At 68.6% G+C, this 26,433-nt stretch carries 28 protein-coding genes; 14 read left to right on the forward strand and 14 right to left on the reverse strand.

The window, feature by feature from the left end:
- Nucleotides 1-73 precede the first annotated feature (73 nt).
- The 5 genes from A5700_RS14160 to A5700_RS14180 all read left to right on the forward strand — a co-directional run bounded on the left by A5700_RS14160 (nt 74) and on the right by A5700_RS14180 (nt 6,787).
- Complete coding sequence (locus tag A5700_RS14160) at nt 74-1,141, forward strand: amidohydrolase family protein (protein ID WP_197502861.1); 1,068 nt, start codon at nt 74-76, stop codon at nt 1,139-1,141.
- A gap of 4 nt (nt 1,142-1,145) precedes the next feature.
- Nucleotides 1,146-2,387 (forward strand): Xaa-Pro peptidase family protein, encoded by a 1,242-nt coding sequence (locus tag A5700_RS14165; protein ID WP_068071124.1) that lies wholly within the window; start codon nt 1,146-1,148, stop codon nt 2,385-2,387.
- Nucleotides 2,377-3,495, forward strand: coding sequence for a Xaa-Pro peptidase family protein (locus A5700_RS14170; protein ID WP_068071126.1), 1,119 nt, complete (start codon nt 2,377-2,379; stop codon nt 3,493-3,495). The genes A5700_RS14165 and A5700_RS14170 overlap by 11 nt, the downstream gene beginning before the upstream one ends.
- Nucleotides 3,496-3,562: 67 nt before the next feature.
- Nucleotides 3,563-5,974, forward strand: a complete 2,412-nt coding sequence (locus tag A5700_RS14175) for a CaiB/BaiF CoA-transferase family protein (RefSeq protein ID WP_068071128.1) — start codon at nt 3,563-3,565, stop codon at nt 5,972-5,974.
- Nucleotides 5,975-5,980: 6 nt separating this feature from the next.
- Nucleotides 5,981-6,787: an SDR family NAD(P)-dependent oxidoreductase gene (locus A5700_RS14180; RefSeq protein WP_068071130.1), complete on the forward strand. Its 807-nt coding sequence runs from the start codon at nt 5,981-5,983 to the stop codon at nt 6,785-6,787.
- 7 nt (nt 6,788-6,794) lie between these two features.
- Here the strand turns inward: A5700_RS14180 and A5700_RS14185 are convergent, their stop codons facing one another.
- From A5700_RS14185 to A5700_RS14200, 4 genes are all read right to left on the reverse strand, one after another.
- Nucleotides 6,795-7,331 (reverse strand): cupin domain-containing protein, encoded by a 537-nt coding sequence (locus tag A5700_RS14185; protein WP_068071131.1) that lies wholly within the window; start codon nt 7,329-7,331, stop codon nt 6,795-6,797.
- Between the two features lie 82 nt (nt 7,332-7,413).
- The gene (locus tag A5700_RS14190; RefSeq protein ID WP_156671217.1) at nt 7,414-8,229 is read right to left on the reverse strand and encodes an SDR family NAD(P)-dependent oxidoreductase; all 816 of its coding nucleotides are present in this window, start codon (nt 8,227-8,229) and stop codon (nt 7,414-7,416) included.
- A gap of 23 nt (nt 8,230-8,252) precedes the next feature.
- Nucleotides 8,253-9,101: a mycofactocin-coupled SDR family oxidoreductase gene (locus A5700_RS14195; protein ID WP_068071133.1), complete on the reverse strand. Its 849-nt coding sequence runs from the start codon at nt 9,099-9,101 to the stop codon at nt 8,253-8,255.
- Between the two features lie 201 nt (nt 9,102-9,302).
- Nucleotides 9,303-9,953, reverse strand: coding sequence for a TetR/AcrR family transcriptional regulator (locus tag A5700_RS14200; protein WP_068071134.1), 651 nt, complete (start codon nt 9,951-9,953; stop codon nt 9,303-9,305).
- A 240-nt stretch (nt 9,954-10,193) separates the two neighbouring features.
- Here A5700_RS14200 and A5700_RS14205 point away from each other — a divergent pair, with 240 nt between their 5' ends.
- A complete protein-coding gene (locus A5700_RS14205; RefSeq protein WP_068071135.1) occupies nt 10,194-11,381 on the forward strand; it encodes an acyl-CoA dehydrogenase family protein in 1,188 nt (395 codons plus the stop codon).
- Between the two features lie 14 nt (nt 11,382-11,395).
- Here the strand turns inward: A5700_RS14205 and A5700_RS14210 are convergent, their stop codons facing one another.
- The 8 genes from A5700_RS14210 to A5700_RS14245 all read right to left on the reverse strand — a co-directional run bounded on the left by A5700_RS14210 (nt 11,396) and on the right by A5700_RS14245 (nt 17,465).
- Entirely contained in the window at nt 11,396-11,710 is a 315-nt protein-coding gene (locus A5700_RS14210) for a DUF4190 domain-containing protein (protein ID WP_068071136.1), read from the reverse strand.
- Nucleotides 11,711-11,789: 79 nt separating this feature from the next.
- Nucleotides 11,790-12,569, reverse strand: a complete 780-nt coding sequence (locus A5700_RS14215) for an acyl-CoA dehydrogenase family protein (protein WP_068071201.1) — start codon at nt 12,567-12,569, stop codon at nt 11,790-11,792.
- Nucleotides 12,570-12,602: 33 nt separating this feature from the next.
- The gene (locus tag A5700_RS14220) at nt 12,603-13,709 is read right to left on the reverse strand and encodes an acyl-CoA dehydrogenase family protein (protein WP_068071137.1); all 1,107 of its coding nucleotides are present in this window, start codon (nt 13,707-13,709) and stop codon (nt 12,603-12,605) included.
- On the reverse strand, nt 13,706-14,140 hold the full coding sequence (locus A5700_RS14225; protein WP_068071138.1) for a nuclear transport factor 2 family protein: 435 nt from the start codon (nt 14,138-14,140) through the stop codon (nt 13,706-13,708). Before A5700_RS14225 ends, A5700_RS14220 begins: the two co-directional genes overlap by 4 nt.
- A complete protein-coding gene (locus A5700_RS14230) occupies nt 14,112-15,338 on the reverse strand; it encodes an amidohydrolase family protein (RefSeq protein WP_068071139.1) in 1,227 nt (408 codons plus the stop codon). Before A5700_RS14230 ends, A5700_RS14225 begins: the two co-directional genes overlap by 29 nt.
- A gap of 3 nt (nt 15,339-15,341) precedes the next feature.
- A complete protein-coding gene (locus A5700_RS14235) occupies nt 15,342-15,668 on the reverse strand; it encodes a hypothetical protein (RefSeq protein ID WP_068071140.1) in 327 nt (108 codons plus the stop codon).
- Nucleotides 15,649-16,941 carry an aromatic ring-hydroxylating dioxygenase subunit alpha gene (locus A5700_RS14240; protein WP_068071141.1) on the reverse strand — a complete coding sequence of 431 codons (1,293 nt, stop codon included), beginning with the start codon at nt 16,939-16,941 and terminating at the stop codon, nt 15,649-15,651. Before A5700_RS14240 ends, A5700_RS14235 begins: the two co-directional genes overlap by 20 nt.
- Before the next feature lie 11 nt (nt 16,942-16,952).
- Nucleotides 16,953-17,465, reverse strand: a complete 513-nt coding sequence (locus A5700_RS14245; RefSeq protein ID WP_068071143.1) for a carboxymuconolactone decarboxylase family protein — start codon at nt 17,463-17,465, stop codon at nt 16,953-16,955.
- Between the two features lie 410 nt (nt 17,466-17,875).
- On the opposite strand from A5700_RS14245, the gene A5700_RS14250 reads away from it, so the two are divergent.
- The 8 genes from A5700_RS14250 (at nt 17,876) to A5700_RS14285 (ending at nt 24,872) form a co-directional block, all read left to right on the forward strand.
- The gene (locus A5700_RS14250; protein WP_068071145.1) at nt 17,876-19,174 is read left to right on the forward strand and encodes an amidohydrolase family protein; all 1,299 of its coding nucleotides are present in this window, start codon (nt 17,876-17,878) and stop codon (nt 19,172-19,174) included.
- A 111-nt stretch (nt 19,175-19,285) separates the two neighbouring features.
- On the forward strand, nt 19,286-20,452 hold the full coding sequence (locus tag A5700_RS14255; protein ID WP_068071147.1) for an acyl-CoA dehydrogenase family protein: 1,167 nt from the start codon (nt 19,286-19,288) through the stop codon (nt 20,450-20,452).
- 100 nt (nt 20,453-20,552) lie between these two features.
- Nucleotides 20,553-21,707 carry a thiolase family protein gene (locus tag A5700_RS14260; protein ID WP_068071203.1) on the forward strand — a complete coding sequence of 385 codons (1,155 nt, stop codon included), beginning with the start codon at nt 20,553-20,555 and terminating at the stop codon, nt 21,705-21,707.
- Nucleotides 21,708-21,840: 133 nt separating this feature from the next.
- Nucleotides 21,841-22,464 (forward strand): TetR/AcrR family transcriptional regulator, encoded by a 624-nt coding sequence (locus tag A5700_RS14265; protein ID WP_068071148.1) that lies wholly within the window; start codon nt 21,841-21,843, stop codon nt 22,462-22,464.
- On the forward strand, nt 22,461-22,967 hold the full coding sequence (locus A5700_RS14270) for a hypothetical protein (RefSeq protein ID WP_068071149.1): 507 nt from the start codon (nt 22,461-22,463) through the stop codon (nt 22,965-22,967). The genes A5700_RS14265 and A5700_RS14270 overlap by 4 nt, the downstream gene beginning before the upstream one ends.
- Nucleotides 22,968-23,078: 111 nt before the next feature.
- Entirely contained in the window at nt 23,079-24,362 is a 1,284-nt protein-coding gene (locus A5700_RS14275) for a cytochrome P450 (RefSeq protein ID WP_068071205.1), read from the forward strand.
- Nucleotides 24,359-24,547, forward strand: coding sequence for a ferredoxin (locus tag A5700_RS14280; RefSeq protein ID WP_068071150.1), 189 nt, complete (start codon nt 24,359-24,361; stop codon nt 24,545-24,547). The genes A5700_RS14275 and A5700_RS14280 overlap by 4 nt, the downstream gene beginning before the upstream one ends.
- Before the next feature lie 31 nt (nt 24,548-24,578).
- The gene (locus A5700_RS14285; protein ID WP_068071151.1) at nt 24,579-24,872 is read left to right on the forward strand and encodes a DUF1330 domain-containing protein; all 294 of its coding nucleotides are present in this window, start codon (nt 24,579-24,581) and stop codon (nt 24,870-24,872) included.
- A 7-nt stretch (nt 24,873-24,879) separates the two neighbouring features.
- Here the strand turns inward: A5700_RS14285 and A5700_RS14290 are convergent, their stop codons facing one another.
- The gene (locus tag A5700_RS14290; RefSeq protein WP_068071160.1) at nt 24,880-25,077 is read right to left on the reverse strand and encodes a ferredoxin; all 198 of its coding nucleotides are present in this window, start codon (nt 25,075-25,077) and stop codon (nt 24,880-24,882) included.
- Nucleotides 25,078-25,090: 13 nt separating this feature from the next.
- Nucleotides 25,091-26,296 carry a cytochrome P450 gene (locus A5700_RS14295; RefSeq protein WP_068071207.1) on the reverse strand — a complete coding sequence of 402 codons (1,206 nt, stop codon included), beginning with the start codon at nt 26,294-26,296 and terminating at the stop codon, nt 25,091-25,093.
- Between the last annotated feature and the right edge of the window lie 137 nt (nt 26,297-26,433).

Here is a 26,433-nt window from a genome sequence, read left to right on the forward strand (position 1 = left end):
GGAGGGGTTCGGCGCGCCGAAGGATCGCCGCGGCCACGCCTCCGGCGCGGACGTCGGGCTGCCGGAGGGCACCGTGGTGTTCTCCGCCGACAACCACATCTCGCTGGCGGACGACATCTTCTACCAACGCTTTCCGGACGACCTGAAGGATAAGGCGCCGCGGATCTGGTACGAGGACGGCGCCTACCAGGTCGGGCGCAAGGGCCAGTCCTTCTTGCCCGGCGACTTCAGCGCCGTGCTCATGCAATACGACGATCTGCCCGGTGCCGCGAGCACCAACATCGAGGCCCGCATCCAGGAACTGCACGACGACGGTGTGGACAAGGAGCTGGCGTTTCCCAACGCCGTGCTGGCGCTGTTCCACTACCCGGACAAACGACTGCGGGAGCTGGCGTTTCGCGTCTACAACGAGTACATCGCCGAGCTGCAGGAGCGCTCGGGCGGCCACTTCTACGGCGCCGGGCTGATCAATTGGTGGGACCCGCAGGGCACCCGCAGGACGCTCGACGAGCTGAAGTCGTTGGGGCTGAAGACCTTCCTGATGCCACTGAACCCCGGCAAGGACGACGACGGCAACCCGATCGACTACTGCAGCACCACCATGCGGCCGGTGTGGGACGAGATCGAGGCCGCCGGCCTGCCCGTCACCCACCACATCGGGGAGACGCCGCCGAAGAGCCCGACCGAATTCAACAGCGTGGTCGTCGGCATGATGATCAACATCGACGGCTTCCGGGAGACGTTCTCCAAGTACATCTTCGGCGGCATCCTCGACGACCACCCCGGCCTGCGGATCGGCTGGTTCGAGGGCGGCATCTCCTGGGTGCCGTGGGCGCTGCAAGACGCCGAGCACCTGGTCGCCTCCTATCAGCACATGTTCAACCGGCCGCTGCAGCATGACGTCCGGCACTATTGGGACGCCCACATGAGCGCGTCGTTCATGGTCGATCCGCTCGGCCTGCAACTCATCGACCGCATCGGCGTGGACAAGGTGATGTGGTCCAGCGACTACCCACACAACGAGAGCACCTACGGGTATTCGGAAAAGTCGCTGGCCGCCGTCGTCGACGCCGTTGGCCCCACCGACGCGGCGAAGATCGTCAGCGGCAACATCACCGAGTTCCTGGGCCTGCACCGGTGATTCGATGACGACATTCGCGCACGCGGGCGCCGCGACCGGCGCCCTGGTCATCCCGGAAACCCCCGACCTGGCCCGGCTGCGCCGCGAGACCGGCCGACGGCTGCGCGCGGCCATGGCCGAACGCGGCGTCGACGCGCTGGTCCTGTTGGGCAACAACGCGGTGGTCTACGCCACCGGGACCAGCTGGCCGCTGGGCGACGCGGGATTGTCCTACGTCGAGCGGCCGGTCGCCGTGGTGCTCGCCGATGACGAATGGCCGCACCTGTTCTTGCCGTTTCGAGAAGGCGCCGCGCTCGAGGCGGGTCTGCCCGCCGACCACCTGCACGGACCGGTCTATCTCGAATTCGACGAGGGCGTCGAGCAATTCGCGCGGGCGCTGGCCGACCTGATCCCGGCACCGGCGGTGGTCGCGGTCGACGAGTTCACCGGCGCCATGTCACGCGCCACCAAGCGGTTGTTTCCGCACGGGGCACCCGTGGACGCCGCCGCCGTGGTCAGCGCCGCGAAGGCCGTGAAGACTCCCGACGAACTGTCCTGCATCCGCACGGCGATCCGCATCACCGACGAGGCGATGGTCGAGGTGCAACGCGGGCTGGCCCCCGGAATCCGCCAGATCGACCTGTCCGCACGCTTCCTGCGCCGCGCCTTCGAGCTGGGCGCCACGGCAAGCATGCTGGAACCCATCTGGCAGGTGATGCCGCCCAGCAAGGCCGACGGCGTGTGGACCACGCACGGGGATTTGGCGCTGCCGTTGCTCACCACCGAGCGGGAGTTGGCCGACGGCGACGTGCTGTGGACCGACGTCAGCATCACCTATCACGGGTACTGCTCCGATTTCGGGCGTACCTGGATCGTCGGTCGCGACCCGTCACCGCGCCAGCAAGCGCAGTTCGCCAGGTGGTTCGAGATCATGAGCGCGGTCCTGGGTGTCGCCAGGGCCGGCGCCACGGCGGCCGACCTGGGCCGGGCCGCGATCGACGCCAACGGCGGCACCAAGCCCTGGCTGCCGCACTTCTACCTGGGACACGGCATCGGGGTGAACGCCGCCGAAATGCCGATGATCGGCACCGATCTCGGCACCGAGTTCGACGAGACCTTCGTGTTGCAAGCCGGCATGGTGCTGGTCTTGGAGCCGGTGGTGTGGGAGGACGGCACCGGCGGTTACCGCAGCGAAGAGGTCCTGGTCATCACCGAGGAGGGCTGGATCCGATTGACCGACTACCCGTATGACCCCTATGGCAACTGAAGTCCTGCCCGACGAGCGGGTGTTGCGCTCGGGCCGCCGGCGGCGTGCGCTCGAGCAGATGGCCGAGCACGGCCTCGACGTCCTGGTGCTCGGGCGGCAGGCCAACGTCCGCTACGTCACCGGCGCCCCGCAGCTATGGGTCGCCGGCACCAGGCCGTTCGGCCCAACCTGTGTCCTGGTGCGCGCGACCGGGGCGATCCATCTGCTTAGCACCTGGGACGAGGGTGTGCCGGAGGACATCCCGCACGAGAACCTCTACGGCATTTCGTGGAACCCGATGAACACCGTGGCGGCCCTGCAGCGCATCGAGGGTGCCGCCACCGCACGCCGCGTCGGAACCGACGCGCTGTCACCTGTGTTCGCGCGCCTGCTGCCGACCGCCTTTCCGCGCGCCGACCTGGTCGACGGCGAGCTCGCGATGCGCGCGGCCAGACGCATCAAAACGGCCGAGGAAGTCGTCGCGCTGCGCGAGGCGATCGCGGTCGCGGAGTCCGGCCTCGCCGCCGCCGTGTCCGAGTTGCGCCCGGGGGTGGGCGAGCAGGAGTTGGCCGGGGTTCTGCTCGAAGCCGTCGCGGCCGGTGGTGTCAGCACACCGTCCAACCAGGACGTCGCCTGGGTGACGTCGCGCGAGCACCCCTGGCGGCGCGGCCACGGGGACGGCCGCGTGAAAGACGGTGACCTGGTGGCCTTCTCGGCCGGCGTCTTGGCGGGGGGGTACATCGGAGAGGTGGGACGAACCTGGCCCGCCGGTCAGCACCGCACCGCCGCCGACCTTTATCGGCGCTGGGACAGGTTGTGGGACAACCTGTTCCAGGCGTGCCGGGCGGGTGCGCCGGCCAGTGACCTGCTCGCGGCGTATCCCGCCGCGGGCGAGCCGGAGCCACCGTTACCCGTGGCGCGCGGCTTGGGCATGGGGTTCGACCCGCCCGTCGTCGCGCACCGGCTGCCGCAGACGGCCGCCACCGAGCGACTGGCGGCGGGAATGGTGCTCTCGGTGACCGGGTACGTGTGGGAGCGGGGCGCCGGAGCGGTGTTCGGGCGCCAGGCGGTGCTGATCGGCGCCGACGGTCCCGACATCCTGACCCGCAGCCCGTTCTGGCGGCCCTGACGGTGCCCACGCAACCGGCGGTCGAGTCGCGTACGACCGGCACCACGAAGGGCAGAGCGAAGCGACGGTGACGCAGCCACCACTGACCGGCTACACGGTGGTCGACCTGTCCAGCGGCATCGCCGGCGCCTACTGCACCAAGCTGCTCGCCGACGGTGGCGCCGAGGTGGTGAAAGTCGAGGCCCCCGAGGGTGATCCGCTGCGGCTGTGGTCGGCCTCCGGCGCCGCCGTCCCGGCCGGCGGCGACGGTGCCCTGTTCACCTACCTGGCGGGGGCGAAGCACAGCGTGGTCGCCGACCCCGCCAACGCAGGCGACGCCGAGCTGGTGCATCGGCTACTGGCCGCGGCCGACGCGGTGATCTGGTCGGCGGGCTCGCGGGTCGCCGACGCGGCGGTGTTCGCGCCGGAGGCCATCGGTGAGCGCCACCCGCACCTCACCGTCACCTCCATCACCCCGTTCGGGCTGCACGGCCCCTGGCGGGACAAACCGGCGACCGAATTCACGTTGCAGGCCTGGTCAGGCGGTATCGTCGGGCTCGGCCGCGGCGAGCAGCAACGCGCGCCCGTCTTCGTCGGCGGCCAGGTCGGGGAATACCTGGCCGGCGCCTACGCGAGCGCGGCGACCCTGGCGTCGCGATGGCGCCGAATCGCCGGTGGCGCGGGCGAATTGCTGGATCTGTCGATGCTGGAGACGGACATCCTGTGCCTCACCTACTACCCGGTCACCTACCACGACGTGCTGGGCAGGCCATGGCGGGACCTGCGGCGGCCGACGATCCCGGGGGTGGCTCAAGCCAAGGACGGCCTGGTCAGTCTCGGCTGCGGCACCGCGCAGCAATGGTTCGACCTGTGCGCGATGGTCGGCCACCCGGAGTGGATCGACGAAGACTCGGCGTTGTCGATCACCGAGCAGGCCAACATCCACGCGGAGGACATCTTCGCCTGGCTCACCGACACCCCGGTCGACGAAGTCCGCGAGCTGGCCGCGGCGTTTCGCATCCCGCACGCGCCCGTGGGCAACGGCGCGAACCTGACGTCGTTCGACCAGTTCGTCGAGCGCGGCTGCTTCGCGCGCAACCCGCGCGACGGCTTCGACCAGCCGAACCCCCCGTATCGGTTGCGGCCCGTCCAGCTGCCCCGGCCGCGGCCGGCACCGCGGCTGGGGGAGCACACGCAGCGCTACCGCGCCGCGCAACCGCCGCCCCGCCCGGCGCCCGCGGGTCCCGGGAAGCCGTTGCCGTTCAGCGGGACTCGTGTTCTCGACCTGACGACGTTCTGGGCCGGTCCGTGCGCCACTCACTTCCTGGCCCTGCTCGGCGCGGAGGTCATCCACGTCGAATCCACCCGTCGGCCCGACGGCACCCGGCTGATCGCCGGCATCCCCACCGCCGAGGAGCGCTGGTGGGAAAGGTCTCCCATCTTCGAGGCCTTGAACACCAACAAGAAGGGGGTGACGCTGGACCTGCAGGACCCCCGCGGCCGGGACCTGCTGCGTGGCCTCATCGCCACGTCGGACGTCGTCGTCGAGAACTTCACGCCGCGGGTGCTCGACCACATCGGCCTCGACTTCGCCGCCGCGCAATCGTTGCGGCGAGACATCGTCATGGTGCGGATGCCCGGCTTCGGTTTGGAGGGGCCCTGGCGCGACAACCCGGCGTTCGCCTACGTCATCGAGGCCGCGTCGGGGGTGAGCTGGCTCACCGGTTACCCGGACCGCACGCCCTATGACCCCTACTCGATCGGTGACGCCTGCGCCGGTGTGCACGCCGTCAACGCCATCATGCTGGCCCTGGAGCACCGAAGGCGCACCGGGGACGGGGTTTTCATCGAGGCGACGATGGTCGACGCCGCGCTGAGCATCGCCGCCGAGCAGGTGATCGAGCATTCGGCGTACGGGGCGCTGCTGGAGCGCGCCGGCAACCGCGGGCCCACGGCCGCCCCGCAAAACCTCTATCTGAGCGGCGATGTCGACGAATTCGGGCGGCTCGACAGTTGGGTCGCCATCGCGGTCGAGACCGACGAGCAGTGGAACAGCCTCTGCGCCGCGCTCGACTCGCCCGCGTGGGCGACCGGTCCGGAGCTCGCCACGGCGGCCGGCCGGCGCGAGCATCACGATCTCATCGACGAGCGGCTCGCCGCGTGGTGCGCGCCGCGCGGCCGCGACGCCATCGTCGCCACCCTGTGGGACGCCGGCGTGCCGGTGGCCAAAGTGCTGCAGCCGCACCGGCAGACCGAGCTGGAGCAGCTGACGTTTCGTGGGTTCTTCGAAACGGTCGACCACCCGGTCAACGGCCCGGCACGGCTTTCCACGCTGCCGGTGCGGTCGTCGGCCGGGCCGCACACGTTTCACACCGAGCCTGCCCCGCTCCTCGGGCAGCACAACCGTTTACTGCTGGCCGAGTTGGGTCTGTCCGATGCGCAGATCGCCGCGCTCGAGGCCGACGGCGTGATTGGCAGCGCGCCGGCGATGGGCGGCTGATCACCGATGGCCATCGACCCGGCCGACATCCTGCTCACGGGGCAGGTGGCCGTGGTGACCGGCGGGGGAGCCGGGATCGGCCGCGGAATCGCGGCCGGGCTCGCCGCATTCGGCGCCCGCGTCGCCATCTGGGAACGCGACCCGCAGTCCTGCGCGCTGGCGGCGAAAAGCATTGGCGCCCTTGGTATCCCAACCGACGTCCGGGACGGCGCGCAGGTCGACGCCGCGCTGCAGCGCACCCTCGACGAGCTCGGCACGCCGACCGTCCTGGTCAACAACGCCGGCGGCGTGTTCTCGTCGCCGCTGTTGCAGACCAGCGAGAACGGCTGGGACGCCCTGTACCGCGCCAACCTGCGCCACGTCCTGCTGTGCAGCCAGCGCGTCGCGCGGCGGATGGTCGCGGCCCAACTGCGCGGCAGCATCATCTCGCTCACCTCGATCGAGGGCGTGCGCGCGGCGCCCGGATACGCGGCATACGCCGCGGCCAAGGCCGGGGTCATCAACTACACGAAGACGGCCGCGCTGGAATTGGCGCCGCACGGCATCCGGGTCAACGCGATAGCGCCCGACATCACGCTTACCGAGGGGCTGGCCCAACTCGGCGGCGAGGCGGCGTCGAGCCGGATCGGCCAGGTCGTTCCCCTGGGGCGTCCCGGCCATGTCGACGAAATCGCCAACGCTGCGGTCTTTTTAGCGTCGAGGATGTCGGCCTACGTGACCGGGCAGACGCTGCACATCGACGGCGGGACCCATGCCGCGGGTGGCTGGTATCGGGATCCGCACACCGGTGACTACCGCCTCGGACCCGCATGACGCCTCGTCAGCCGGAGAATACCGGCAGGTCGATGCCGACGGCCGCGTTCTGCTCCGGGCTCGCCAGCGTATAGCCGTACTTCTGTGTGATGGCGACGAAATGCCGCAGCCGGTCGGCCGTCACCGCAATGGGCTCGCCCGTCGACGGCAGGCCGACCTCGGTGAAGAATTTCCCCATCCGCAGGGTGGTGACGATGAGGTCCACTGCCGGTTCGTCGGAGACGTTGCGGTGCGCGTGCAGCACGCCGCCGGGTATCCGCACGTAATCGCCGGCGTGGGCGTCCTGCCACCGCAATCCGCGATCGCTCTCGATCAGCACCTGATGGGTGCCCGCGAGGATCAGGAAGTCCTCGGCGTCGGGGTGGCTGTGCAGCGGCACCGTGACGCCGGGCGGCACCACGGCGCGCATCACGCAGAACTGGCCGTGTTCCTCATCGGACCACGTGACGAACTCCACGCTGGGCCCGAACACCTCGAACGCCTCTCTGGCCGTGCCCGCCGCGATCCGGTAAAGCACCTCGGCAGTCGCCGATTCCGCGCACATGCTTTGCCCTCTCCGGGGCGTCCGCCGATCGCCGCCGCCTCTGGACACGGCGCGCGGCACCCGGCGGTTCACCGGATCCCGGCTAGTGCTGCCAGCCCTCGGCGGCCTGCTCCTCGAAGGCGCGGTCGATGCGCTCGAACCGGCGGCGGATCGACGCGCGGGCGGCCGCGTGCGGCAGGACGTACAAGCGGTTGGCCAGGATCGCCTCGGCCGTCAGGCGGGCGACGTCGGCCGCGGTGACGGCCGCGTCCTGCGTTGGCAACTCCCCGGCCGCGGCCGGGGCGTCGTCGGCGGCGCGGATTCGCTCGGAGTTCGACAGCAGCGGGGTGTCGACCACCATCGGGCACAGCACCGATACCCCGATGCCCTCGGCCTTGACCTCACGCGCCAACGTCTCCGCCAGCCCGACCACGCCGTACTTCGCCACGCCGTAGGTGCCCATCCCGGCGTTGGGCACCAGGCCGGCGAACGACGCGGTGAACGCGATGTGCCCGCCCGTGCCCTGCGCGAGCAACCGCGGCAGGAAGGCCTCGACGGCGTGGATCGAACCCCACAGGTCGATGTCGATGATGCAGCGCCAGTCGTCGTGCGTCATCTGCGCGATGGGGCCGCCGACGAAGATGCCGGCGTTGCTGAACACGACGTCGACGCGGCCGAGCAACCGGAAGGCTTCGTCGGCCAGTCCCAGCATCTCGTCGAGATCCCGGACGTCACACCCGACGCCGTGCGCGTCGAATCCCGCTGCGCGCAGCCCATTCACCGCCCGTTCGAGCGCGGGCCGATCGACGTCGGAAAGCACCAGCCGCGCGCCGCGGCGGCCGAACTCGGCGGCAGTGGCCAGGCCGATGCCGCTGGCGCCGCCGGTGATCACCGCGCCGCGCCCCTCGAAATCAGACAGGAATCCCTCCACGAGGCGGGACTCTATTTCAGGCAGCCACCCGCGTCGATCGGCAGGGTGACGCCCGTGACGTATCGCGATTCGTCGGACGCGAAGAACAAGACGCCGTTGCTGACGTCCACCGGCTCGACCCAGGGGATCGGCAGCGTGTGGAACAGGTGGCAGATCGGCGCCATGTCGTCGGGACCCGGATTCTCCAGGTCCGGCCGGAACATCTTGAAGGTGCCGTCGTTGTGCAGCATCGGTGTCTTGACGTGCGTGGGGTGCACCGTGTTGACGCGAATCATGTGCTGCCCCAACTCAACCGCGAACGCCCGCATCAGGCCCACCACGCCGTGCTTGGCGGCGACGTAGTGGCCGGTGTGCGGGTAGGCCTTGAGGCCGCCGACCGAACTGGTCAAGATGATCGAACCGCCGCGGCCACCGGCCAGCAGATGCGGCACACCGGCTTTCACGGTCTTCCAGACGCCGGCCAGGTTGATGTCGATCATCTCGGTCCAGTCTTCTTCGCTGGTCTTGTCCAAAGTCTCACCGCCGTTACCGATTCCGGCGTTCGCCACGATGATGTCGAGCCGGCCGAGCTGCTCCACGCCGGTGTCCACGGCCGCCTTGAGGGCGTCGTAGTCGCGCACGTCCACCTCGGCGGTGAAGATCCTGCGGTTGTGTCCCTTGACCAGATCGGCGGTCTCGGCGAGGTCTTCCGGCGTCGAGGCCGGGATGGCCGTATCCACCACGCCGTCGCGGATCGGCTTGCAGATGTCCACGGCGATGATGTCGGCGCCTTCCTGGGCCAACCGCACCGCGTGGCTGCGGCCCTGACCACGTGCCGCCCCGGTGACGAAGGCGACCTTGCCCTCAACACGTCCAGTCATGGGCTACCTCAACTCCCGAGTAGTTCGATTGGCCTGACGGGCGCGGAACACCCTTTCGACTCCGCCGCTTGAACTCTGTCACCACCGGTCACCGAGTGTCAATGGCAGATTCGTTTTGGCTAATCTGAACTCTTCTTGGAAGAGAATTGCATTCTCACAGGTCGCGCGATACCCGCAGACCGGGCGGCACGGCGGGAGGGGTTACGCGACGAAGCCGCGCGAGCAGAAGTCCCACACCTCTTCGGCGGTGATCGGGTGCACCGTCGCGTCGTCGGAACCGCCGCTGGATTGCGCGATGAACATCACCGTCTGCATCGTCATGGCGGCGATGCGCTTCGGGTTGATCGTGGAGCGCAGCGCGCCGGCCTCGCTGGCGGCCTCCATCAGCTCGGTGAGCAGGGCCAGCAGGGGTGCGTGGGCGACCTTGACCTCGGCCGGGTGGGTCACCAGCAGCCGGGGGGCGAAGTCGGTGAACAGTGGCCGCTTGGCCGTCGGGTCCGGGCGGGACGCCTCGTAGAGCAACTCGACCGCCACCTGCAACCGCTCTAGCGGGTCGGTGTGGCTTTCCGTCGCGGCGCGGATCTGGTCGGCCGAGCGGCTCAGCGCGTCTTCGAACAGGGCGAGCAGCAACTCGTGCTTGCCGTCGAACTGCAGGTAGAAGCTCCGCAGCGACTGGCGGGACCGGTCCACGACCTCCTGCACGGTAAAGTCGGTGCTGCCCTTTTCGATGATGATCGCCTGCGCGGCATCGAGGAAGCGCTGAACCCGTTGCGCCGCACGCAGTTTCGCCGTTTTGATGGAGCGCTCGACGGCGCGCTGCTTCCAGGCCGGCTCTTCGCTGGGAGTGGTCACGGCCGACTCGGATGATTGCCGCGCGGGGAGAACATGGTTGGACTCTACCGGAGAACGCCGTGACATCGCTGCGCTCGACCCCCTCACGGATCACGTGTTGGAGATTGTAACTTGCTTCGCATGAGAATACTATTCTCTTAGACGCGTGTTTGGGAAGCGTTATCGCAAGAGCGAACCGTTCCGCCGGCGCAGCCGCCGCGGGCCGACACGGTGGCGCCCGACGGTATTGAGGGAAGAGACGTGCAACTGACCTTCGACGCCGACGTCGAGGCCTTCCGGGCGGAGTTCGTCGCGTTCCTCGACGCCCACCTGCCGTCCGACGCACAGGCGAGCGAACGGCCGCGGTCCAGCTCGGACGTGCCGGAGTGGGCGCGCCGCTGGCAGCGGCTCCTCTTCGACAACGGCTGGTTGCTGCCGGGCAACTCGCCCGAATTCGGCGGCCGCAACGCCACATTGCTGCAGCAATACGTCTACCTGGAGGAGCTGGGGCGCCGGCGGATCTACCAGAGCTTCAACCCGCAGGGGGTCGGGATCATCGCGGCGTCGCTGTTGACGTTCGGCACGCCGGAACAGCAGCGACGGTGGGCGGTGCCGATCCTGCGGGCCGAGATGACCGCGTCGCTGGGGATGAGCGAGCCGGGCGCCGGATCGGATCTGGCGTCGCTGAAAACGCGCGCGGTGCTGTCCTCCGATGCGCAAGGCGACCACTTCGTCGTCAACGGGCAGAAGGTGTGGACGTCGGGCGCCCACGACGCCGACGTGTTGCTGACGTTCGTTCGCACCGATCCCAACGCTGCCAAGCACAAGGGCATCAGCGTGCTGCTGATCCCGACCGACACGCCGGGCGTGGTGCGGCGGCCGTTCGCGTCGCTGTGTGACGTCGACGAGGTCGACTTCAACGAGGTCTTCTTCACCGATGCCCGGGTACCCGCCGAGAACTTGGTGGGCGGCCTCAACGAGGGGTGGGAGGTGGCCACCGGTTCCCTCGGTCACGAGCGCGTCATGCTCTGGATGGGCTACGTCGACCTGCTGCACGAGCTGAGCGTCGACTTCCGTCCCGGCGGGGCCCTCGAACGCGACCGCTACGCCACGTTGGTGATGGACGCCTACGCGCTGCGGTTGCTGGGATCGGCGGCGCTGTCGAAAGCCGCTCGCGGCGAAGAGGATGTGCCCGCCCAATCGGTGCTCAAGCTGCTCGGTTCCGAGGCGCTGCAACGGGCGTCCGAGGACGCCTTGAGCGCCGCGGGCGCCGACGGCTTGGTGGGTCGCGCGATGACCGCCCCCTTCGCCGCGCTGAATCTGGACAGCCATTACCGCAGTTGGTTCGACCGCTACGCGCGCAGCTTCGCCGCGACCATCGCCGGCGGCACCTCGGAGATCCAGCGCAACATCATCGCCGAACGCGTGCTGGGGCTGCCGCGGCATTGACCCCGGGTCGGACCTCAGCAGTTGGTGGTGGCCGGGTTGTCCAGGCAGCGCTGCAGGCGGTCCGGGTCCTGGGCGTCCAGCCAGGAGTAATACCCGATGGCGACCAAGCCGGCCGCGATCGCGATGCCCCCTAACACCATGCCCGTCAACGCGATTCCGGGGTTGGTGGCCTCGCCGCGCTGAACCCGTCGACGGGCGATGTCACCGGTCACCACCGCCGCGATACCCAGCGGCACCCCGATGAGCAGCCAGCAGGTCACCAGCCCCACCGCGCCGAGGAGCAACGAAGCGACGCCGAACTGGTTGCGAGGGGCGCCGGGCTGAGTCATCGCGCCCAGTCTGCCCCGCGCCGCATCCCGGAACAAGCGCCGGCCCGACGCGCTCACCGGCCACCCGGCCGGGTCCGCGTCACAGCTGGATGAGCCGCGGCGCCGATCCGTTCGCCAGCAGCGCCTTTCCCGCCTCGCGGGTCAGGTCCCGCGCACTCCCGAGCAGGCCGTCGAGGATGAGTGACCGCTTGATGTGCCGGTGCAGCTGGTGCTCGGCGGTGAAGCCGACGCCCCCCAGGACCTGTTGGCAATGCCGGGCGGCGGTCAGCGCGGCCTGCCCGGCCGCCGCCTTGGCCAGCGCGGACGCCAGGGCATCGGCCCCGTCGGCGGCCTGCAGCGTCGCCTCGGCACCCTCGAGCGCCACCAGGGTCTCGGCGAGGCGGTGGCGAATCGCCTGGAACGAGCTGATCCGCCGCCCGAACTGCACCCGGTCGACGGCGTGCTGACGCGCCAGCGCCAGCATCGCCCGACCGCTGCCCACCAGCCACCAGCCCAGCGCGCGGCGCCCGGCCGCCAGCGCGGCGGGGGCCGGCGCCTCGCCGCGCGCCGCGACGTGGATGGGCAGTTCGCCGTCCACGGCCGAGGTGGGGCCGTCGGTGCGCTCCCAGACGACCCACCCCGCGGTGAACGGCAGTGCCACGGTGCCGCCGGCGTCGAAGCCCATCGCGCGCAGCACGACGTCGTTGAGCACCGGCGCGTGCGCGCCGGTCTCGCCCAGCAGGCGGAACACCAGAGGGATTGCCAGGCGCGGTAATTCGTCGAGCATCTCGCGCCAGCCGAGGTCGCTCAGCGCCGCGTCGAGCTTCTGGCCAGATCCGGCGCACGACAGCATCGCGGTGCGCAGCGAGTCGCTCAGCATCCGCAGCTCGTCGGGGTCGGTGGTGCTCACGGCTCACTCCTTGCCGAGATCGAGGAGCCGGCGGGCGATGATGTTGCGCTGGATCTCGGCGGTGCCGCCGTAGATCGTCGACGCGCGCGAGTACAGGTATTCCGAGCGCCACGCGGGGTCGTCGAGTTCCACGGCGCCGGGCAGCAGGTCGCGCGCGGTGTCGTAGAGCCGCTGCTCGGCCGTGGCCAACAGCACCTTGTCGATCGAGGTGTCCGGGCCCAGCCGCGCGCCGTCGCGCAGCCGGTACTGAGTGAGGCGCGATCGGCAGCGCAGAGTGTGCAGCGCGAGATAGGTTGAGCCGAGCTCGAATTCGTCGTGGGCGTCGAGTGCGGCGCGCCGCGGGGCTTCGGCGATGAGCTCGTCGAACCGCGAGTACAAATAGGCGATCCGTTGCCAGAAGCAGGTCGAGCGCTCGTAGGGCAGCAGGTCCATCGCCAGCCGCCACCCGTCGCCCGGCTTGCCGAGCATCCGGGTCGACGGGACCACCACGTCGTCGTAGTAGACCTCGCAGAACTCGTCGACCCCGTGCATCGTCCGCAGCGGCCGGATGGTGATGCCCGGCGTGTCCAGGTCGACGAAGAAGGCGGTGATGCCCTCGTGCCCCGGGGCCGTGCGGGTGAGCAGAATGCATCGGCTGCAGAATTGCGCGAAGCTGGTCCAGACCTTCTGCCCGTTGACAATCCAGGTGTCTCCGTCGGGGACCGCCCGGGTGGTCAGGGACGCCAGGTCGCTACCCGATCCGGGCTCGGAGAAGCCCTGACACCACTGCTCCTCCCCGCGCAACAGCCGCGGCACCATTTCGGCGGCGAGTTGCGGTGCGGCGTAGTCGATCATGGTGGGGGTCAGCACTTCGAGCATCGAATAGGGGCCTGGCTCGGCCAGGCGCCGGCCCACCACCTCCTCGCCGACGATGGCGCGCAGCACCGCCGGTCCGCCCAGGCCGCCGACCTCCTGCGGCCAGCCGTAGCGCATCCAGTCGGCGTCGTAGAGCGCTCGGCTGACCCGCAGGAACTGCCGCATGTGGCCCTGCAGGGAATGGTCGGGGCCCGGTGTCAAGTCGTTCTCGTCGAGCCACGTTCGCAAGCCCGCCCGGAACTCCTCGACGTTCACGGCGTGGGACGGCCGATGGCGTGCGGGCGACCCGAGTCGTGCACGCCGCTGCGCCGGATGAAGGTCATGGCGCGGGTTTTGAGCCGCCAGCCGTCCGCGGTGCGGGCGTAGGTGTCGCGGTAGTAGCCGATCCGCATGTCATGCGTGGCACCGTCGATGAAACACAGCGGCTGGGTGCCGGTCGCCGCATCGCCGTCGAGCGTCTCGATCAGCGCGGTCCCGGTGAGGAACAAGCCCTTGGGCGCGGCGGCCACCAGTTCCGGGAATCGGTCCAGCTTGTACGTCGAACCGAAGGCGCTGTAGGTGCCGTCCGGGGTGAAGACGCCGACCAGGCCGTCGATGTCCTCCTGGGTGATCGTGACGGCGTAGCGGGCGAGCAGCTGCTGGATCTCGACCAGGTCGTCAGTTCTGCTCGGCTGATGCGTTGACATAGACCTTGCCGCCTTTCATGACGAAGCCGACGTTGCGGGTAACGGTGATGTCGTCCAACGGATTTCCGGGCACCGCGATGACGTCGGCGAGCTGACCCGACGCGAGCCGGCCGAGCTCGGTCGAGTTGATCAGTTCCGCGGCGGTGACCGTGGCCGCCCGCAACACCGCCAGCGGCGGCAGGCCCCACTCCACCAGCGTGACGAGTTCGTCGGCGTTGCGGCCGTGGGGGATCGCCGGCGCATCGGTGCCGACCGCGATCTTCACGCCGGCCTCGTAGGCGGCCAAGATGGAGGTGCGCGACTTGGGGAACATCTCGGCGGCCTTGGCCTGCAACGCGGGTGGGGCGTGCGAGACGTCCATGCCCTCGGCCAGGCGTCGCGTGCTGACCAAGAACGTGCCGCGCTCGACCATCAGCGCGATCGCCTCGTCGTCGACGAGGAAGCCGTGCTCGATGCAGTCGATGCCCGCGTCGACGGCGTGCTTGACCGCGTCGGCGCCATGGGTGTGCGCCGCGACCCGCAGCCCGCGCCGGTGCGCCTCGTCGACGATCGCGCGCAGCTCCTCGTCTGAATAATGTTGTGCCCCAGGCGGTCCCGTCAGCGACATGACACCGCCGGAACAACACACTTTGATCAGCTGCGCCCCGTGCTTGATCTGGTAGCGCACCGCCTTGCGAATCTCGTCGACGCCGTTGGCGATGCCCTCCTCGACCGTCAGCTCCAGCGCGTGCGGGGCGAACGCGGCGAACATCGTGGGATCCAGGTGTCCGCCCGTGGGCGTGATGGCGTGCCCGGCGGGAATCACCCGCGGCCCCTCGATCCAGCCCGCCTCGATCGCGTTGCCCAGGGCCACGTCCAGCAGGTAGCCCCCCGTCTTGACGAACAGGCCGAGGTTGCGCACCGTGGTGAACCCGGCGCGCAGCGTGCGGCGGGCGTTGCCGACCGCGCGCAGCACCCGCGTCGGCGGATCGTCCTGCACCTGGGACAGGCCGGGCTTCTCGCCGCGCCCACCCATCAGCAGGTTGACCTCCATGTCCATCAGGCCAGGCAACAGGACCTGGTCGCCCAGATCGATGAGCTCGCCGTCGACCGCACCGCCGACGCCGACGATCCGGTCGCCCTCGATTCGAAGCACGCCGGGCGTGACGATCTCGCCGGCGTCGACGTCGAGCAGTCCAGCGGCCCTGAGCGTCAACACCTCTCAGATCACCGGTTCCCGCACCAGTTCGACCCACGCCGCGCCGCTGTCGGGCACCCGCGGCTGTTTCCAGGCCTCGACGGGGAACGACACCATGACCAGCGACTGCATGATGTGCATCAGGCTGCGCGCGTCGTCCGGGAGGTCGTCGAGCGGAAACTTGTCGCAGTAGGCGATCGCGTCGTTCAACTTGGGGAACGCGACGTCGTAGAACGCCTGCATCTCGGGCATCGTCGAGGCCAAGCGTTTGGCGTAGCGCTCGGGCTCGGTGGCCAGGTCCCAATCCAAAAATGGCTCCAGGGCCGCGAATTCAGACGGTAACTTTGCCATTGGCCTGGTACTCCTTCGCCCAATTGGCGACATAGTCGCCGGTCGTCTTGTGCAGATGACGGATCAGCACTTCCTGGTCGCAGAGCAGGAATTCTTTCACGGCGCGGGTACCGATCATGGTCTGCGTCGCTTCCAGGGTGTTGGCGTCTTGCAGCGCATACTCTTTGAATGTCACGGCGGCCAGCTCCTGCGCCAGGCGTTCCCGCGCGTTGCGGGGCGGTACGAAATACAGCGACGACTCGAAGATGTGCTTGTCGACGGCCGTCGGCCAGTAGTGGTAGGTCAGATACCAGCCCGGCTCCCAGATGAGCAGCATGAAGTTGGGGTAGAACAGCCAGGAGTCGATGCCCCATTGCGGTGCCCGCTTGACGTTGACACCCGGTGGCAATTCCAGGTTTTGGATGATCTCCGGCTTGTCCCACGGACCGAACAGCCCGCTGCGCAGCACCTGGTCCAGCGGCTTCACCATGGACATGTCTGGCGGCGGCGCCTGACCGCCCCAGGTCGACTGCAGGTTGTGCGGCCCCGACAGTTCGTAGTGCAGCGCCTCGTAGCCGTACTTCTGGATCTTGGCGGCCTCCTCTTTGGTGTACTGCCCCTGGTGCAGGATCGGCGCGTGGTAGAACTCGACGAACGCGTCGATGAACAACTTCCAGTTGCTGCCGACCTCGGCCCGATAGGAGTACGTCTCGGTCATCTCGCCGAACGGGTAGCCCTCGATGCTCTTGGCCAGCGGACCGAGGTAGTCGACCAGCGGCGCGGCGTTGTCGTCGAAGTTGACGAAGATGAAGCCCTCCCACACCTCGCAGCGCACGGCAGCGAGCCCGTAATTGCCCTTGTCGAGGTTGAAGAAGTCCTCCTCTTGCTGCACGAAGGTCAGCTCGCCGTCCAGGCTGTAGCGCCAGGCGTGGTACTTGCAGGTGAACTGCCGGCAGGTGCCCGAGGTCTCCTCGTTGGGAAAGTCGTTCCACACCAGCTTGTTTCCGCGGTGCCGGCACACGTTGTGGTAGGCCTTGACCGAGCCGTCCTTGGTCTTGACGATGATGACCGACGTGCCCTTGCCGGCCGACGGCAGTTCCCGGGTGAAGTAGCTGCCGGTGCGGGGGAGCCGCTCGACCCGGCCCACGTTGAGCCACGTCTTGCGGAAGACGGCCGCGCGCTCGGCTTCGAAGAATGCCGGATCGATCGAGTCGGTGTAATCGACCGGCGCGGTACCCAACTCGGGATAATTCTCGGTCCAGCTGCCGGCGGCCGGCTTCGGGAAGTGCGCCAACGTTTCGCTCCTTAAGATCCGTGCTCGAGCTGTATGCCGAAGGTGTTGAAAGCCATGGCCAGCGTGGTGTAGCAGCCGACCGTGAAAACGAGATCCATGCGCTGCTGGACGTCCAGGCGCTCGCCGAGCGCCGCCCACGTCTGATCGGACAACTGCGACTTGTCGTCGAGCTCGTCGACCGCGACCAGGATAAGGCGGTCGAACTCGTCGGCCGCCTCGCCGCGGCGCAGCGCGGCGATCTGCTCGTCGGTGACACCCTCCTCCTTGGCCATCCTGACGTGGTGCGACCACTCGTAGGCGCAGTCGCGGCGGTGCGCGACCCGCAGGATCGCCAGCTCGCGAAGCCGTGCCGGCAGCGTCGTCGAGTACAGGAGGTGAACGTTGAAGCGCAGGAACGCCTTGGCCAGCGTCGGGTGGTGGGCGAACGTGGAGAGCGCGTTGTTCGTCTCCGCGCCGCTCATCGCCGAAAGCGCCTGCCGGGTAGCCTCGTCCCACTCGTGCGCGGGCAGCGGCCGCAAGCGCATCCGCGGTCTCCTCTCGGCTTCGACTCGGCCACCTCTCGGCCAATGAGAATCGTATTCTCATTTATAACCAATAGACTTGCACGATTCGCCCGCCCGGTCAATGCCGCGGTCGCCCGGGCCGGCGGCGAGGCGACCCGCGTTCGGTGGTCCGGCGCCGCGCGCCGGACCACGGGATTAACCAAACATTTGTGCCGCCCGCTGGGCGCTGAACCGGCCGGTCCGTCGCGAGGATTCTACGTTCGGTTGCGCGCCCACTGACCTGGAATCCTTGGGCGCGTCGCGACGCCCGCGGCGTGCCCTAGATGTTGATTCTCGATTCGCGAGAAGATAGTTTTCATTGCAGCGATCTGGCACGGGACAGCGGTGCGCGGGGGATGTGTGGCGGACCGGTTCGATGGAGAGGAACGGCCATGAACAAAGAAGACATGATCCTCATCAGCGTCGACGACCACACCGTCGAGCCGCCGGACATGTTCAAGAACCACCTGTCGAAGAAGTATCAGGACGACGCGCCGCGGCTGGTGCACAACTCCGACGGTTCGGACATGTGGAAGTTCCGCGACACCGTCATCCCCAACGTCGCGCTCAACGCGGTCGCCGGCCGCCCCAAGGAGGAGTACGGCCTGGAGCCGCAAGGTCTCGACGAGATCCGCCCGGGCTGTTACAACGTCGACGAGCGCATCAAGGACATGAACGCCGGGGGCATCTTGGCCTCCATCTGCTTTCCGTCGTTCCCCGGCTTCGCCGGGCGCCTGTTCGCCACCGAGGACGCGGAGTTCTCGATCGCGCTGGTGCAGGCCTACAACGACTGGCACATCGACGAATGGTGCGGCGCCTACCCGGCGCGGTTCATCCCGATGGCGATCCCGGTGATCTGGGACGCCGAGGCGTGCGCCGCCGAGGTGCGCCGCGTCGCGAAGAAGGGTGTGCACGCGCTGACCTTCACTGAGAACCCCGCCGCGATGGGCTACCCGAGTTTTCACAACGAGTACTGGAACCCGCTGTGGAAAGCGTTGTGCGACACCAACACCGTGATGAACGTGCACATCGGGTCGTCGGGCCGGCTGGCCATCACCGCACCGGACGCGCCCATGGACGTGATGATCACACTGCAGCCGATGAACATCGTCCAGGCCGCCGCCGACCTGCTCTGGTCGCGGCCGATCAAGGAATACCCGGACCTCAAGATCGCCCTCTCCGAGGGCGGAACCGGCTGGATCCCGTACTTCCTGGAGCGCGCCGACCGCACGTACGAGATGCACTCGACGTGGACGCACCAGAACTTCGGGGACAAGCTGCCGTCCGACGTGTTCCGCGATCACTTCCTGACGTGCTTCATCAGCGACAAGGTCGGCGTCGCGCTGCGCAACATGATCGGCGTCGACAACATCTGCTGGGAAGCCGACTACCCGCACAGCGACTCCATGTGGCCCGGAGCGCCCGAGGAGCTGTGGGACGTGTTGTCGCTCAACAACGTTCCCGACGACGAGATCAAGAAGATGACGCACGAGAACGCGATGCGCTGGTATTCGTTCGACCCCTTCACCCACATCACTCCGGAGCAGGCGACGGTGGGGGCGTTGCGCAAGGCCGCCGAGGGGCACGACGTGTCGATCCGGGCGCTGTCCCACCACAAGGACGAGCGGTCGGGTTCGTCGTTCGCCGACTTCGCCGCCAGCGCCAAAGAGCTGACCGGCAACAAAGACTGAGATCGGCCGCGCCGAGATTGCGCCCAGGGTCGCGATCGCCGGCGATTCACGACCCTGGCGGCAATCTCGCCGCACGCAACCCGAAGGAGACCCGCAGTGCCCGGCGCCGGAATGAACTTTGAGCTGACGGAAGACCAGGAGTTGATCCGCCGCTCGGTGGCGGAGCTGGCCGCGAAATTCGACGACCAGTACTGGATGGACAAAGACCAGGCGCACGAGTTTCCGACCGAGTTCTACGACGCGATCGCCCGGGGCGGTTGGCTGGGCATGACCATCCCCACCGAGTACGGCGGGCACGGCCTGGGCATCACCGAGGCCACCATCCTGCTCGAGGAGGTCGCCAAGTCCGGTGGCGCGATGAACGCCGCCAGCGCGATCCATTTGACCATCTTCGGAATGCAGCCGGTGGTGGTGCACGGCTCCGACGAACTCAAGGCGCGCACGCTGCCCCGGGTCGCGACAGGTGACGTGCACGTCTGCTTCGGGGTCACCGAACCCGGTGCGGGACTGGACACCTCGCGCAGCACCACCTTCGCCAAGCGCGACGGGGACCGCTACATCGTCAACGGTCGCAAGGTCTGGATCTCCAAGGCGCTGGAGTCCGACAAGATCCTGCTGCTGACGCGCACGCAGTCCTACGACGAGGTCACCAAGAAGACCGACGGGATGACGCTGTTCCTCACCGATCTGGATCGCAGCCGCGTCGACATCCGCCCGATCCGCAAGATGGGGCGCAACGCCGTCAGCTCCAACGAGCTGTTCATCGACAACCTCGAGGTGCCGGTCGAGGACCGAGTCGGCGAGGAGGGCAGGGGTTTTCACTACATCCTGGACGGCCTGAATCCCGAACGCATGCTGATCGCCGCCGAGGCGCTGGGCATCGGCCGGGTGGCCCTGGAGAAGGCGGTGAAGTACGGCAACGAGCGCGAGGTCTTCGGCCGGCCCATCGGCATGAACCAGGGCCTGCAGTTCCCCCTGGCGGACTCGCTGGCGCGCCTGGACGCCGCCGAGCTGATGCTGCGCAAGGCCACCTGGCTCTACGACAACGGCAAACCCTGTGGCCGCGAGGCGAACACCGCGAAATACCTGTGCGCCGACGCGGGATTCACCGCCGCGGACCGCGCGCTGCAGACCCACGGCGGCATGGGTTACGCCGAGGAGTACCACATCACGCGCTACTTCCGCGAGGCCCGGCTGATGAAGATCGCGCCGGTCAGCCAGGAGATGATCCTGAACTTCCTGGGCGCCAACGTCTTGAAGTTGCCGAGGAGTTACTGAGCGCGCCCGGCGCGCCGAAGGCAGGGGCGCCGGCACCGCGCGGCGCGACCCGTCGTTTACTGGGCAGTGACGATATTCGGACGAGGACCCTGAGGTGAACATGCGCGAGACCGTCATCGTCGAGGCCGTGCGCACGCCCGTCGGCAAGCGCAACGGCGGCCTGTCGGGCACGCACGCCGCCGACCTGTCGGCCGTCGTGCTCAACGAGCTGCTCGACCGCGCCGGCGTCGGCCCGGACATCGTCGACGACGTGGTCTGGGGCTGCGTCTCCCAGGTGGGCGACCAGTCCAGCAACATCGGGCGGTACGCGGTGCTCGCCGCGGGGTGGCCCGAAAGCATCCCGGGCACCACGGTCAACCGCGCCTGCGGGTCCAGTCAGCAGGCACTCGACTTCGCCGTGCAGGCGGTCATGTCGGGTCAGCAGGACGTGGTCGTGGCCGGCGGCGTCGAGGTGATGAGCCGCGTTCCGCTCGGCTCGGCCAGGGCCAGCGGCATGCCGTATGGCCCGAAAGTGCTTGCCCGCTATGGCGATTTCTCATTCAACCAGGGCCACTCGGCGGAGCTGATCGCCACGAAGTGGGGGTTGTCGCGCACGCGGCTCGACGAATACTCGGTGCAGTCCCACGAGCGGGCGGCGGCGGCGCAAGACGCCGGCGCGTTCGCCGAACAGATCGTGCCGGTCTTCACCGACGCAACGGCCGACGCCGTCGTCACCGCCGACGAGGGCGTGCGCCGCGGGAGCACCGTCGAGAAGCTCGCGGCGCTCAAGCCCGCGTTCGTCGACGACGGCGTGATCCACGCCGGCAACTCCTCGCAGATCTCCGACGGCGCCGCCGCGCTGTTGGTGATGACGGCCGAGATGGCGGTCGAACTCGGGCTGCGTCCCCTGGTCCGCTACCTCGCGGGGGCGGTCACGGGCGCGGACCCGGTGCTGATGCTGACCGGCCCCATCCCGGCGACCGAGAAGGTGCTCAAGAAGTCGGGGGTGTCGCTGGAACAGGTCGGCGTCTTCGAGGTGAACGAGGCCTTCGCGCCGGTGCCGCTGGCGTGGCTGGCGGAGACGGGCGCGGACCCGGAGCTGCTCAATCCCCTCGGCGGCGCGATCGCCCTCGGCCACCCGCTGGGGGCCTCCGGCGCGGTGTTGTTGAGCCGGATGGCACACCACATGCGCGACAACGGGATTCGCTACGGCCTGCAGACCATGTGCGAGGGCGGAGGCACGGCCAACGCCACCCTCGTCGAGTTGGTGGGCTAGCCACCCGCCGGCCCGCAACACGGCCGAGTGACCCTTGTCACAGCGGCCAAACTAACCTACTGTGTGTTCACTAGGTTGGTTCGGCACGGCGACGCGCCAACCGCACCACCCGCCAACCGCACAAAGGAGTCCGGTGGCCGTTGCACGGCGCTATGACACGCTTCTCGCCAAGGGCGAGGACCGCAAGCAGCGGATCCTCGATGTGGCGCAGCGGCTCCTGACCCGCAACGGCTGGCGCAGCACGACCCTGGCGCAAATCGCGGGGGAGGCGGGGGTGACGCCGGCGGGATTGCTGCACCACTTCGAGTCGAAGGACCAGTTGCTGCACGCGGTGCTCGACGCCCGCGACCTCGACGACGACACCCACGCCGACCGCACCGGCGACCTGTTCGCCCAGATCGCGCAGGTCGCCGACCGGTTTCACCGGGCGCCCGAGATGGTGGGCACGTTCACGGTGCTGCTGGTCGAAAACATCCTGCCCGACGCGCCCCTGCACGACCGGATGCTGGCCAGGCATCGGGCCGCGACCGACATCGTCGCCGAGCTGATCCGCCGCGGTCAGTCCGACGGGCGGTACCGCGCCGACATAGACCCCACCGTCAAGGCCGTAGAGATCCTCGCCTTCGTCCACGGAATGGAAACCACATGGCTACTCGATCCTTCAATACCCCTGCCCGAGGTGTTCAAGCAGTACGCGGAGACGCTGGCACGGGACTTCGCGCCCTCCCCGACGCGGAGCCCGAGCGAGGCGCCATGAGGTATCGGCTCGACGTGGTCGCCGCCACCGTCACCGACGTCGTGCGGTTCGCCGGCGGCTGGCTCTTCGACCGGTCGATGGCCGGGTGGGACGTCACCGTGCTGGTCGCGGACCATCCCGACGCCCGGCCGCTACAGATCGTCGGCGCGCAGGTCCAAGATCTCGAGGACGCGCTGGCCGCGGCGCAGTCGCGCCCGCGCCCCCAGGCGCTGGCCGCGGCGGCGGACCTGTTCGGATGCGACGCGCGCGTGCGCCAAGGTGTGCTGCAGGCCCTCGACCACGGCGTCACCGAGGTCACGCTGTGGGGGGAGAACTGGCCGGCGGAACTCGACGACAGCGTCGGGCTGGTGCAGCACCGCCTGAGCATGGCCGCGCGGACGTTCAAGGCGCAGGCGCTGGCCGCCGCGGCCCTGCCGCAGGTCCCGGTCGGTGCCGTCGAGGTCTTCCGCAGCGGCCTGCTGGCGTGGCCCTCCGTGGCCGCCGACCTCGTTCCCGCGGGCTGACGCGCGCTACCACCCGGGCCGGGGCGCGTTGACGACCACCGGGCCGTGTGGAAATGTAATACTCATCTGCGAGAGGCACATTCTCACCAGTTGAGATTCGAGGAGCGGAAGATGGCGAACGAATTCTCCGAGTTGGACTTCTTCCGCGGTACCGAGCTGGTCGACGACCCGTACCCGTACTACGAGGCGCTGCGCAGCACCTGCCCCGTCACGCGTGAAGGCCGGCACGGGGTGACCATGGTGACCGGCTGGGACGAGGCCTGCGCGGTGCTCAACGACCCGGAGACGTGGTCGTCGTGCAACTCGGTGACCGGCCCGTTTCCCGGTTTCCCGGTGTCGCTGGAGGGCCTGGGGGACAGCGACATCACCGACCTGATCAATGAGCACCGCGACAAGCTGCCGTTCAGCGACCAGTTGCCCACCCTCGACCCGCCCACCCACACCAATCACCGCTCGCTGCTGATGCGGCTGATCACGCCGAAGCGCCTCAAGGAGAACGAGGACGCCATGTGGGCGCTCGCCGACCAGGCCCTGGACGCCTACCTGGCGCCCGGCCGCGGCGACTTCATCAAGGGCTTCGCGAGCCCGTTCACGTTGCTGGTCATCGCCGACCTGCTCGGCGTGCCGCTGGAGGACCGGGACAAGTTCGTCAAGGGCATCCGCGAGCACTCGGGCGGCGGCGTCGGCGGCACCGGCAAGGAATCGCTGGCGCACAGCCCGCTGGAGTTCCTCTACGGGCTGTTCTCGGACTACGTCCGCGACCGCCGGCGCGACCCGCGCGACGACGTGCTGACCGGTCTGGCGACGGCCACCTACCCCGACGGGTCCATCCCGGAGGTCGAGGACGTGGCCCGCGTCGCCAGCAACGTGTTCTCCGCGGGGCAGGAGACCACCGTGCGCCTGCTCGGCGCCGCCTTGCAGACGCTCGGTGAGCGGCCCGACATTCAAGCGCAGCTGCGCAAGGACCGCAGCTTGATCCCCAACTTCATCGAGGAGTCGCTGCGCCACGAGAGCCCGGTCAAGGGTGACTTCCGGCTGAACCGCAGGCCGGTCAGCGTCGGCGGGGTCGACCTGCCCGCCGGCACCACCGTGATGATCGTGCAGGCCGCGGCGAACCGGGATCCGCGCCGGTTTGACGATCCCGCCGCATTCGATCCGGCCCGCAAGAACGCGCGCCAGCACATCGCGTTCGGCCGGGGCATCCACAGCTGCCCGGGGGCTCCGCTGGCGCGCGCCGAAACCCGGGTGGCGATCGAGCGGTTGTTGGACCGCACCGGCGAGATCCGGATCGACGAGGGCGTCCACGGCCCGGCGAATCACCGTCGCTATCAATACGTTCCGACCTACATCCTGCGGGGACTGACGGAACTGCACCTGGAGTTCACGCCGGCATGAAGGTGTGGGTGGACGACCAGCGCTGTCGCGGGCACGGGATGTGTCTCACGCTGTGCCCGGACGTGTTCAGCCTCACCGACGACGGCTACGCCGAGGCGATAGGTGCCGACGTGCCGGCCGAATTCGAGTCCGCGACGCAGGAGGCCATCGAGTGCTGTCCCGAGCAGGCGATCGCCGAGCGATGACGAAACCACCACAAACGCCGGGAGATTCGTGATGGCGCAGGGGCGCAAAGGCTATGTCATCCTGACCGAGGCGATCAAGGACCCCGACGGCATGAAGGCCTACGCCCGGGCGGCCGGGTCCGCCATGACCGGCGCGACCGTCCTCGCGGTGGACACCGCGCCCGAGGTCGTCGAAGGCGCCTGGCACGGCGATCAGACCGTGCTGCTGGAGTTCGAGTCGGTCGAGGCCGCCCGCGCCTGGTACGAATCCGAGGGCTACCAGCAGGCGGCGAAACTGCGGCAGGCGGCTGCCGACTGCAACGCGGTCATCCTCGGCGGACTCTGAGGGCCGGTCATTCCACGATCGAGATGGCCTGCCGCGGGCACTGACGGACCGCCTCGCGCACGTCCGATTCGATCTCCGGGGTGACGACTTCCTGATGCACGGTCAGCATGTCGTCGTCGCCGAGTTCGAAGATGTCGGGGTTGATCCCCATGCAGACGCCGTTGCTTTCGCACAGGCCCCAGTCGACGTCGATCTTCTTCGTCATCGCGATACCGCCTTCAGGCAAGGATTTTGACGGGGACGTTCTGCCAGCCGGCGACGTTTTGCATGTGCACGCGCTGCAGGCCGTCCCAGTCCACCTCGTAGCGGGGCATGAATTCGACCAGCCGCTCCAAGGCGATGCGGCTCTCCATGCGGGCCAGGGCCGCACCGAGGCAACTGTGGATCCCGTAGCCGAGGCCCACGTGCTGCGCCTCGGTCTGGTCGCGTTCGATGTCGAAGGTGTCACCGTCGGTGAAGGCGTCCGAGTCGCGGTTGGCCGAGGCGCCGATCAGGAAGACGGGCTTGCCCGGCGGGATCACGCCGCCGCTGACGTGGGCCTCCTTGAGGGTGTAGCGGACGTTGTATTGCACCGGGCCCTCGTAGCGCAACAGTTCCTCCACGGCCCCGGGAATCTTGTCCGGGTCGTCCTGCAGCTTCTGCCACTGCTCGGGGTGCCGCGCGAAGATCACCGCCGCGTTGCCCAGCAGTTTGGTGACGGTCTCGGCCCCGGCGCCGCCCAGCAGGGTGGCGAAACCGGTGATCTCGATGTCGTCCAGCTTGCGCAATTGGCCGTCCGCGCCGGGGATTTCGGCGGCGATCAGTCGACTGATCATGTCGTCCTGCGGGTTTTCGCGCCGCTCCTGGACCAGGGTGAAGTAGTACATCGCGGTGTCGATGTTGGCCTGCATCCCGGCCTCGCTGACCTCGATCTGGCCCGGCTCCCGGTGCAAGCTGGCGTCGATCCAGTGCCGCACCTGCTGGCGATACTCCTCGGGCACACCCGCCATTCTGGTGATGACCTCGACCGGGAACGGTCCGGAGAAGTCCTGGACGACGTCGAAGCGGTCGCCGCGCACGGCGCCGAGGTACTTGTCGATGACCTCGACGACGGTGTCGCGCTGGGACTGGATGGCCCGCGGCGTGAAGGCCTTATTGAGCAGGCTGCGCATGTGCCGGTGCTCCGGCGGGTCCATGAAGATGATCGACTTCTGCTCGGGGGGCAGGCCCTTGCGCACCATCGACAGATCGCAGCCGCGCGCCGAGGAATACGTCTCGTAGTCCTTGAAGGCGGCCGCCACGTCCTCGTGCCGGGTCAGCGCGTAGAAGTTTTCCTTCTCGTCGTAATACAGCGGGGCTTCCTCGCGCATTCGCCGATAGATGTCGAAGGGGTTGTTGAAGTAGTCCTCGGAAAACGGATCGAAGACAACCGTCGGCTTTGTCACGGACATCCTCCTCAGGCGGCGAGGCCGGGCTGAATCCTTTACAGCGGGGTGGCTGACTGTAACGGTAACGGTAACTCTTTCGTGGCGAACCGGAAAGCACCAAAACGCCGCCACGTCAGACGCTCTTGGCTGCCGCG

The sequence above is a fragment of the Mycobacterium sp. E1214 genome (genome assembly GCF_001666755.1).
Taxonomy (GTDB): domain Bacteria; phylum Actinomycetota; class Actinomycetes; order Mycobacteriales; family Mycobacteriaceae; genus Mycobacterium.

Excerpts from the sequence above, each read along its gene's own strand:
- A5700_RS14185 (WP_068071131.1), bottom strand. The coding sequence starts at position 7,331 with ATGTGCGCGGAATCGGCGACTGCCGAGGTGCTTTACCGGATCGCGGCG.
- A5700_RS14250 (WP_068071145.1), top strand. The coding sequence starts at position 17,876 with ATGAACAAAGAAGACATGATCCTCATCAGCGTCGACGACCACACCGTC.
- A5700_RS14255 (WP_068071147.1), top strand. The coding sequence starts at position 19,286 with ATGAACTTTGAGCTGACGGAAGACCAGGAGTTGATCCGCCGCTCGGTG.
- A5700_RS14260 (WP_068071203.1), top strand. The coding sequence starts at position 20,553 with ATGCGCGAGACCGTCATCGTCGAGGCCGTGCGCACGCCCGTCGGCAAG.
- A5700_RS14180 (WP_068071130.1), top strand. The coding sequence starts at position 5,981 with ATGGCCATCGACCCGGCCGACATCCTGCTCACGGGGCAGGTGGCCGTG.
- A5700_RS14215 (WP_068071201.1), bottom strand. The coding sequence starts at position 12,569 with ATGCTGAGCGACTCGCTGCGCACCGCGATGCTGTCGTGCGCCGGATCT.
- A5700_RS14280 (WP_068071150.1), top strand. The coding sequence starts at position 24,359 with ATGAAGGTGTGGGTGGACGACCAGCGCTGTCGCGGGCACGGGATGTGT.
- A5700_RS14290 (WP_068071160.1), bottom strand. The coding sequence starts at position 25,077 with ATGACGAAGAAGATCGACGTCGACTGGGGCCTGTGCGAAAGCAACGGC.
- A5700_RS14245 (WP_068071143.1), bottom strand. The coding sequence starts at position 17,465 with ATGCGCTTGCGGCCGCTGCCCGCGCACGAGTGGGACGAGGCTACCCGG.
- A5700_RS14285 (WP_068071151.1), top strand. The coding sequence starts at position 24,579 with ATGGCGCAGGGGCGCAAAGGCTATGTCATCCTGACCGAGGCGATCAAG.
- A5700_RS14225 (WP_068071138.1), bottom strand. The coding sequence starts at position 14,140 with ATGTCAACGCATCAGCCGAGCAGAACTGACGACCTGGTCGAGATCCAG.
- A5700_RS14235 (WP_068071140.1), bottom strand. The coding sequence starts at position 15,668 with ATGGCAAAGTTACCGTCTGAATTCGCGGCCCTGGAGCCATTTTTGGAT.
- A5700_RS14165 (WP_068071124.1), top strand. The coding sequence starts at position 1,146 with ATGACGACATTCGCGCACGCGGGCGCCGCGACCGGCGCCCTGGTCATC.
- A5700_RS14210 (WP_068071136.1), bottom strand. The coding sequence starts at position 11,710 with ATGACTCAGCCCGGCGCCCCTCGCAACCAGTTCGGCGTCGCTTCGTTG.
- A5700_RS14195 (WP_068071133.1), bottom strand. The coding sequence starts at position 9,101 with ATGACTGGACGTGTTGAGGGCAAGGTCGCCTTCGTCACCGGGGCGGCA.
- A5700_RS14270 (WP_068071149.1), top strand. The coding sequence starts at position 22,461 with ATGAGGTATCGGCTCGACGTGGTCGCCGCCACCGTCACCGACGTCGTG.
- A5700_RS14275 (WP_068071205.1), top strand. The coding sequence starts at position 23,079 with ATGGCGAACGAATTCTCCGAGTTGGACTTCTTCCGCGGTACCGAGCTG.
- A5700_RS14170 (WP_068071126.1), top strand. The coding sequence starts at position 2,377 with ATGGCAACTGAAGTCCTGCCCGACGAGCGGGTGTTGCGCTCGGGCCGC.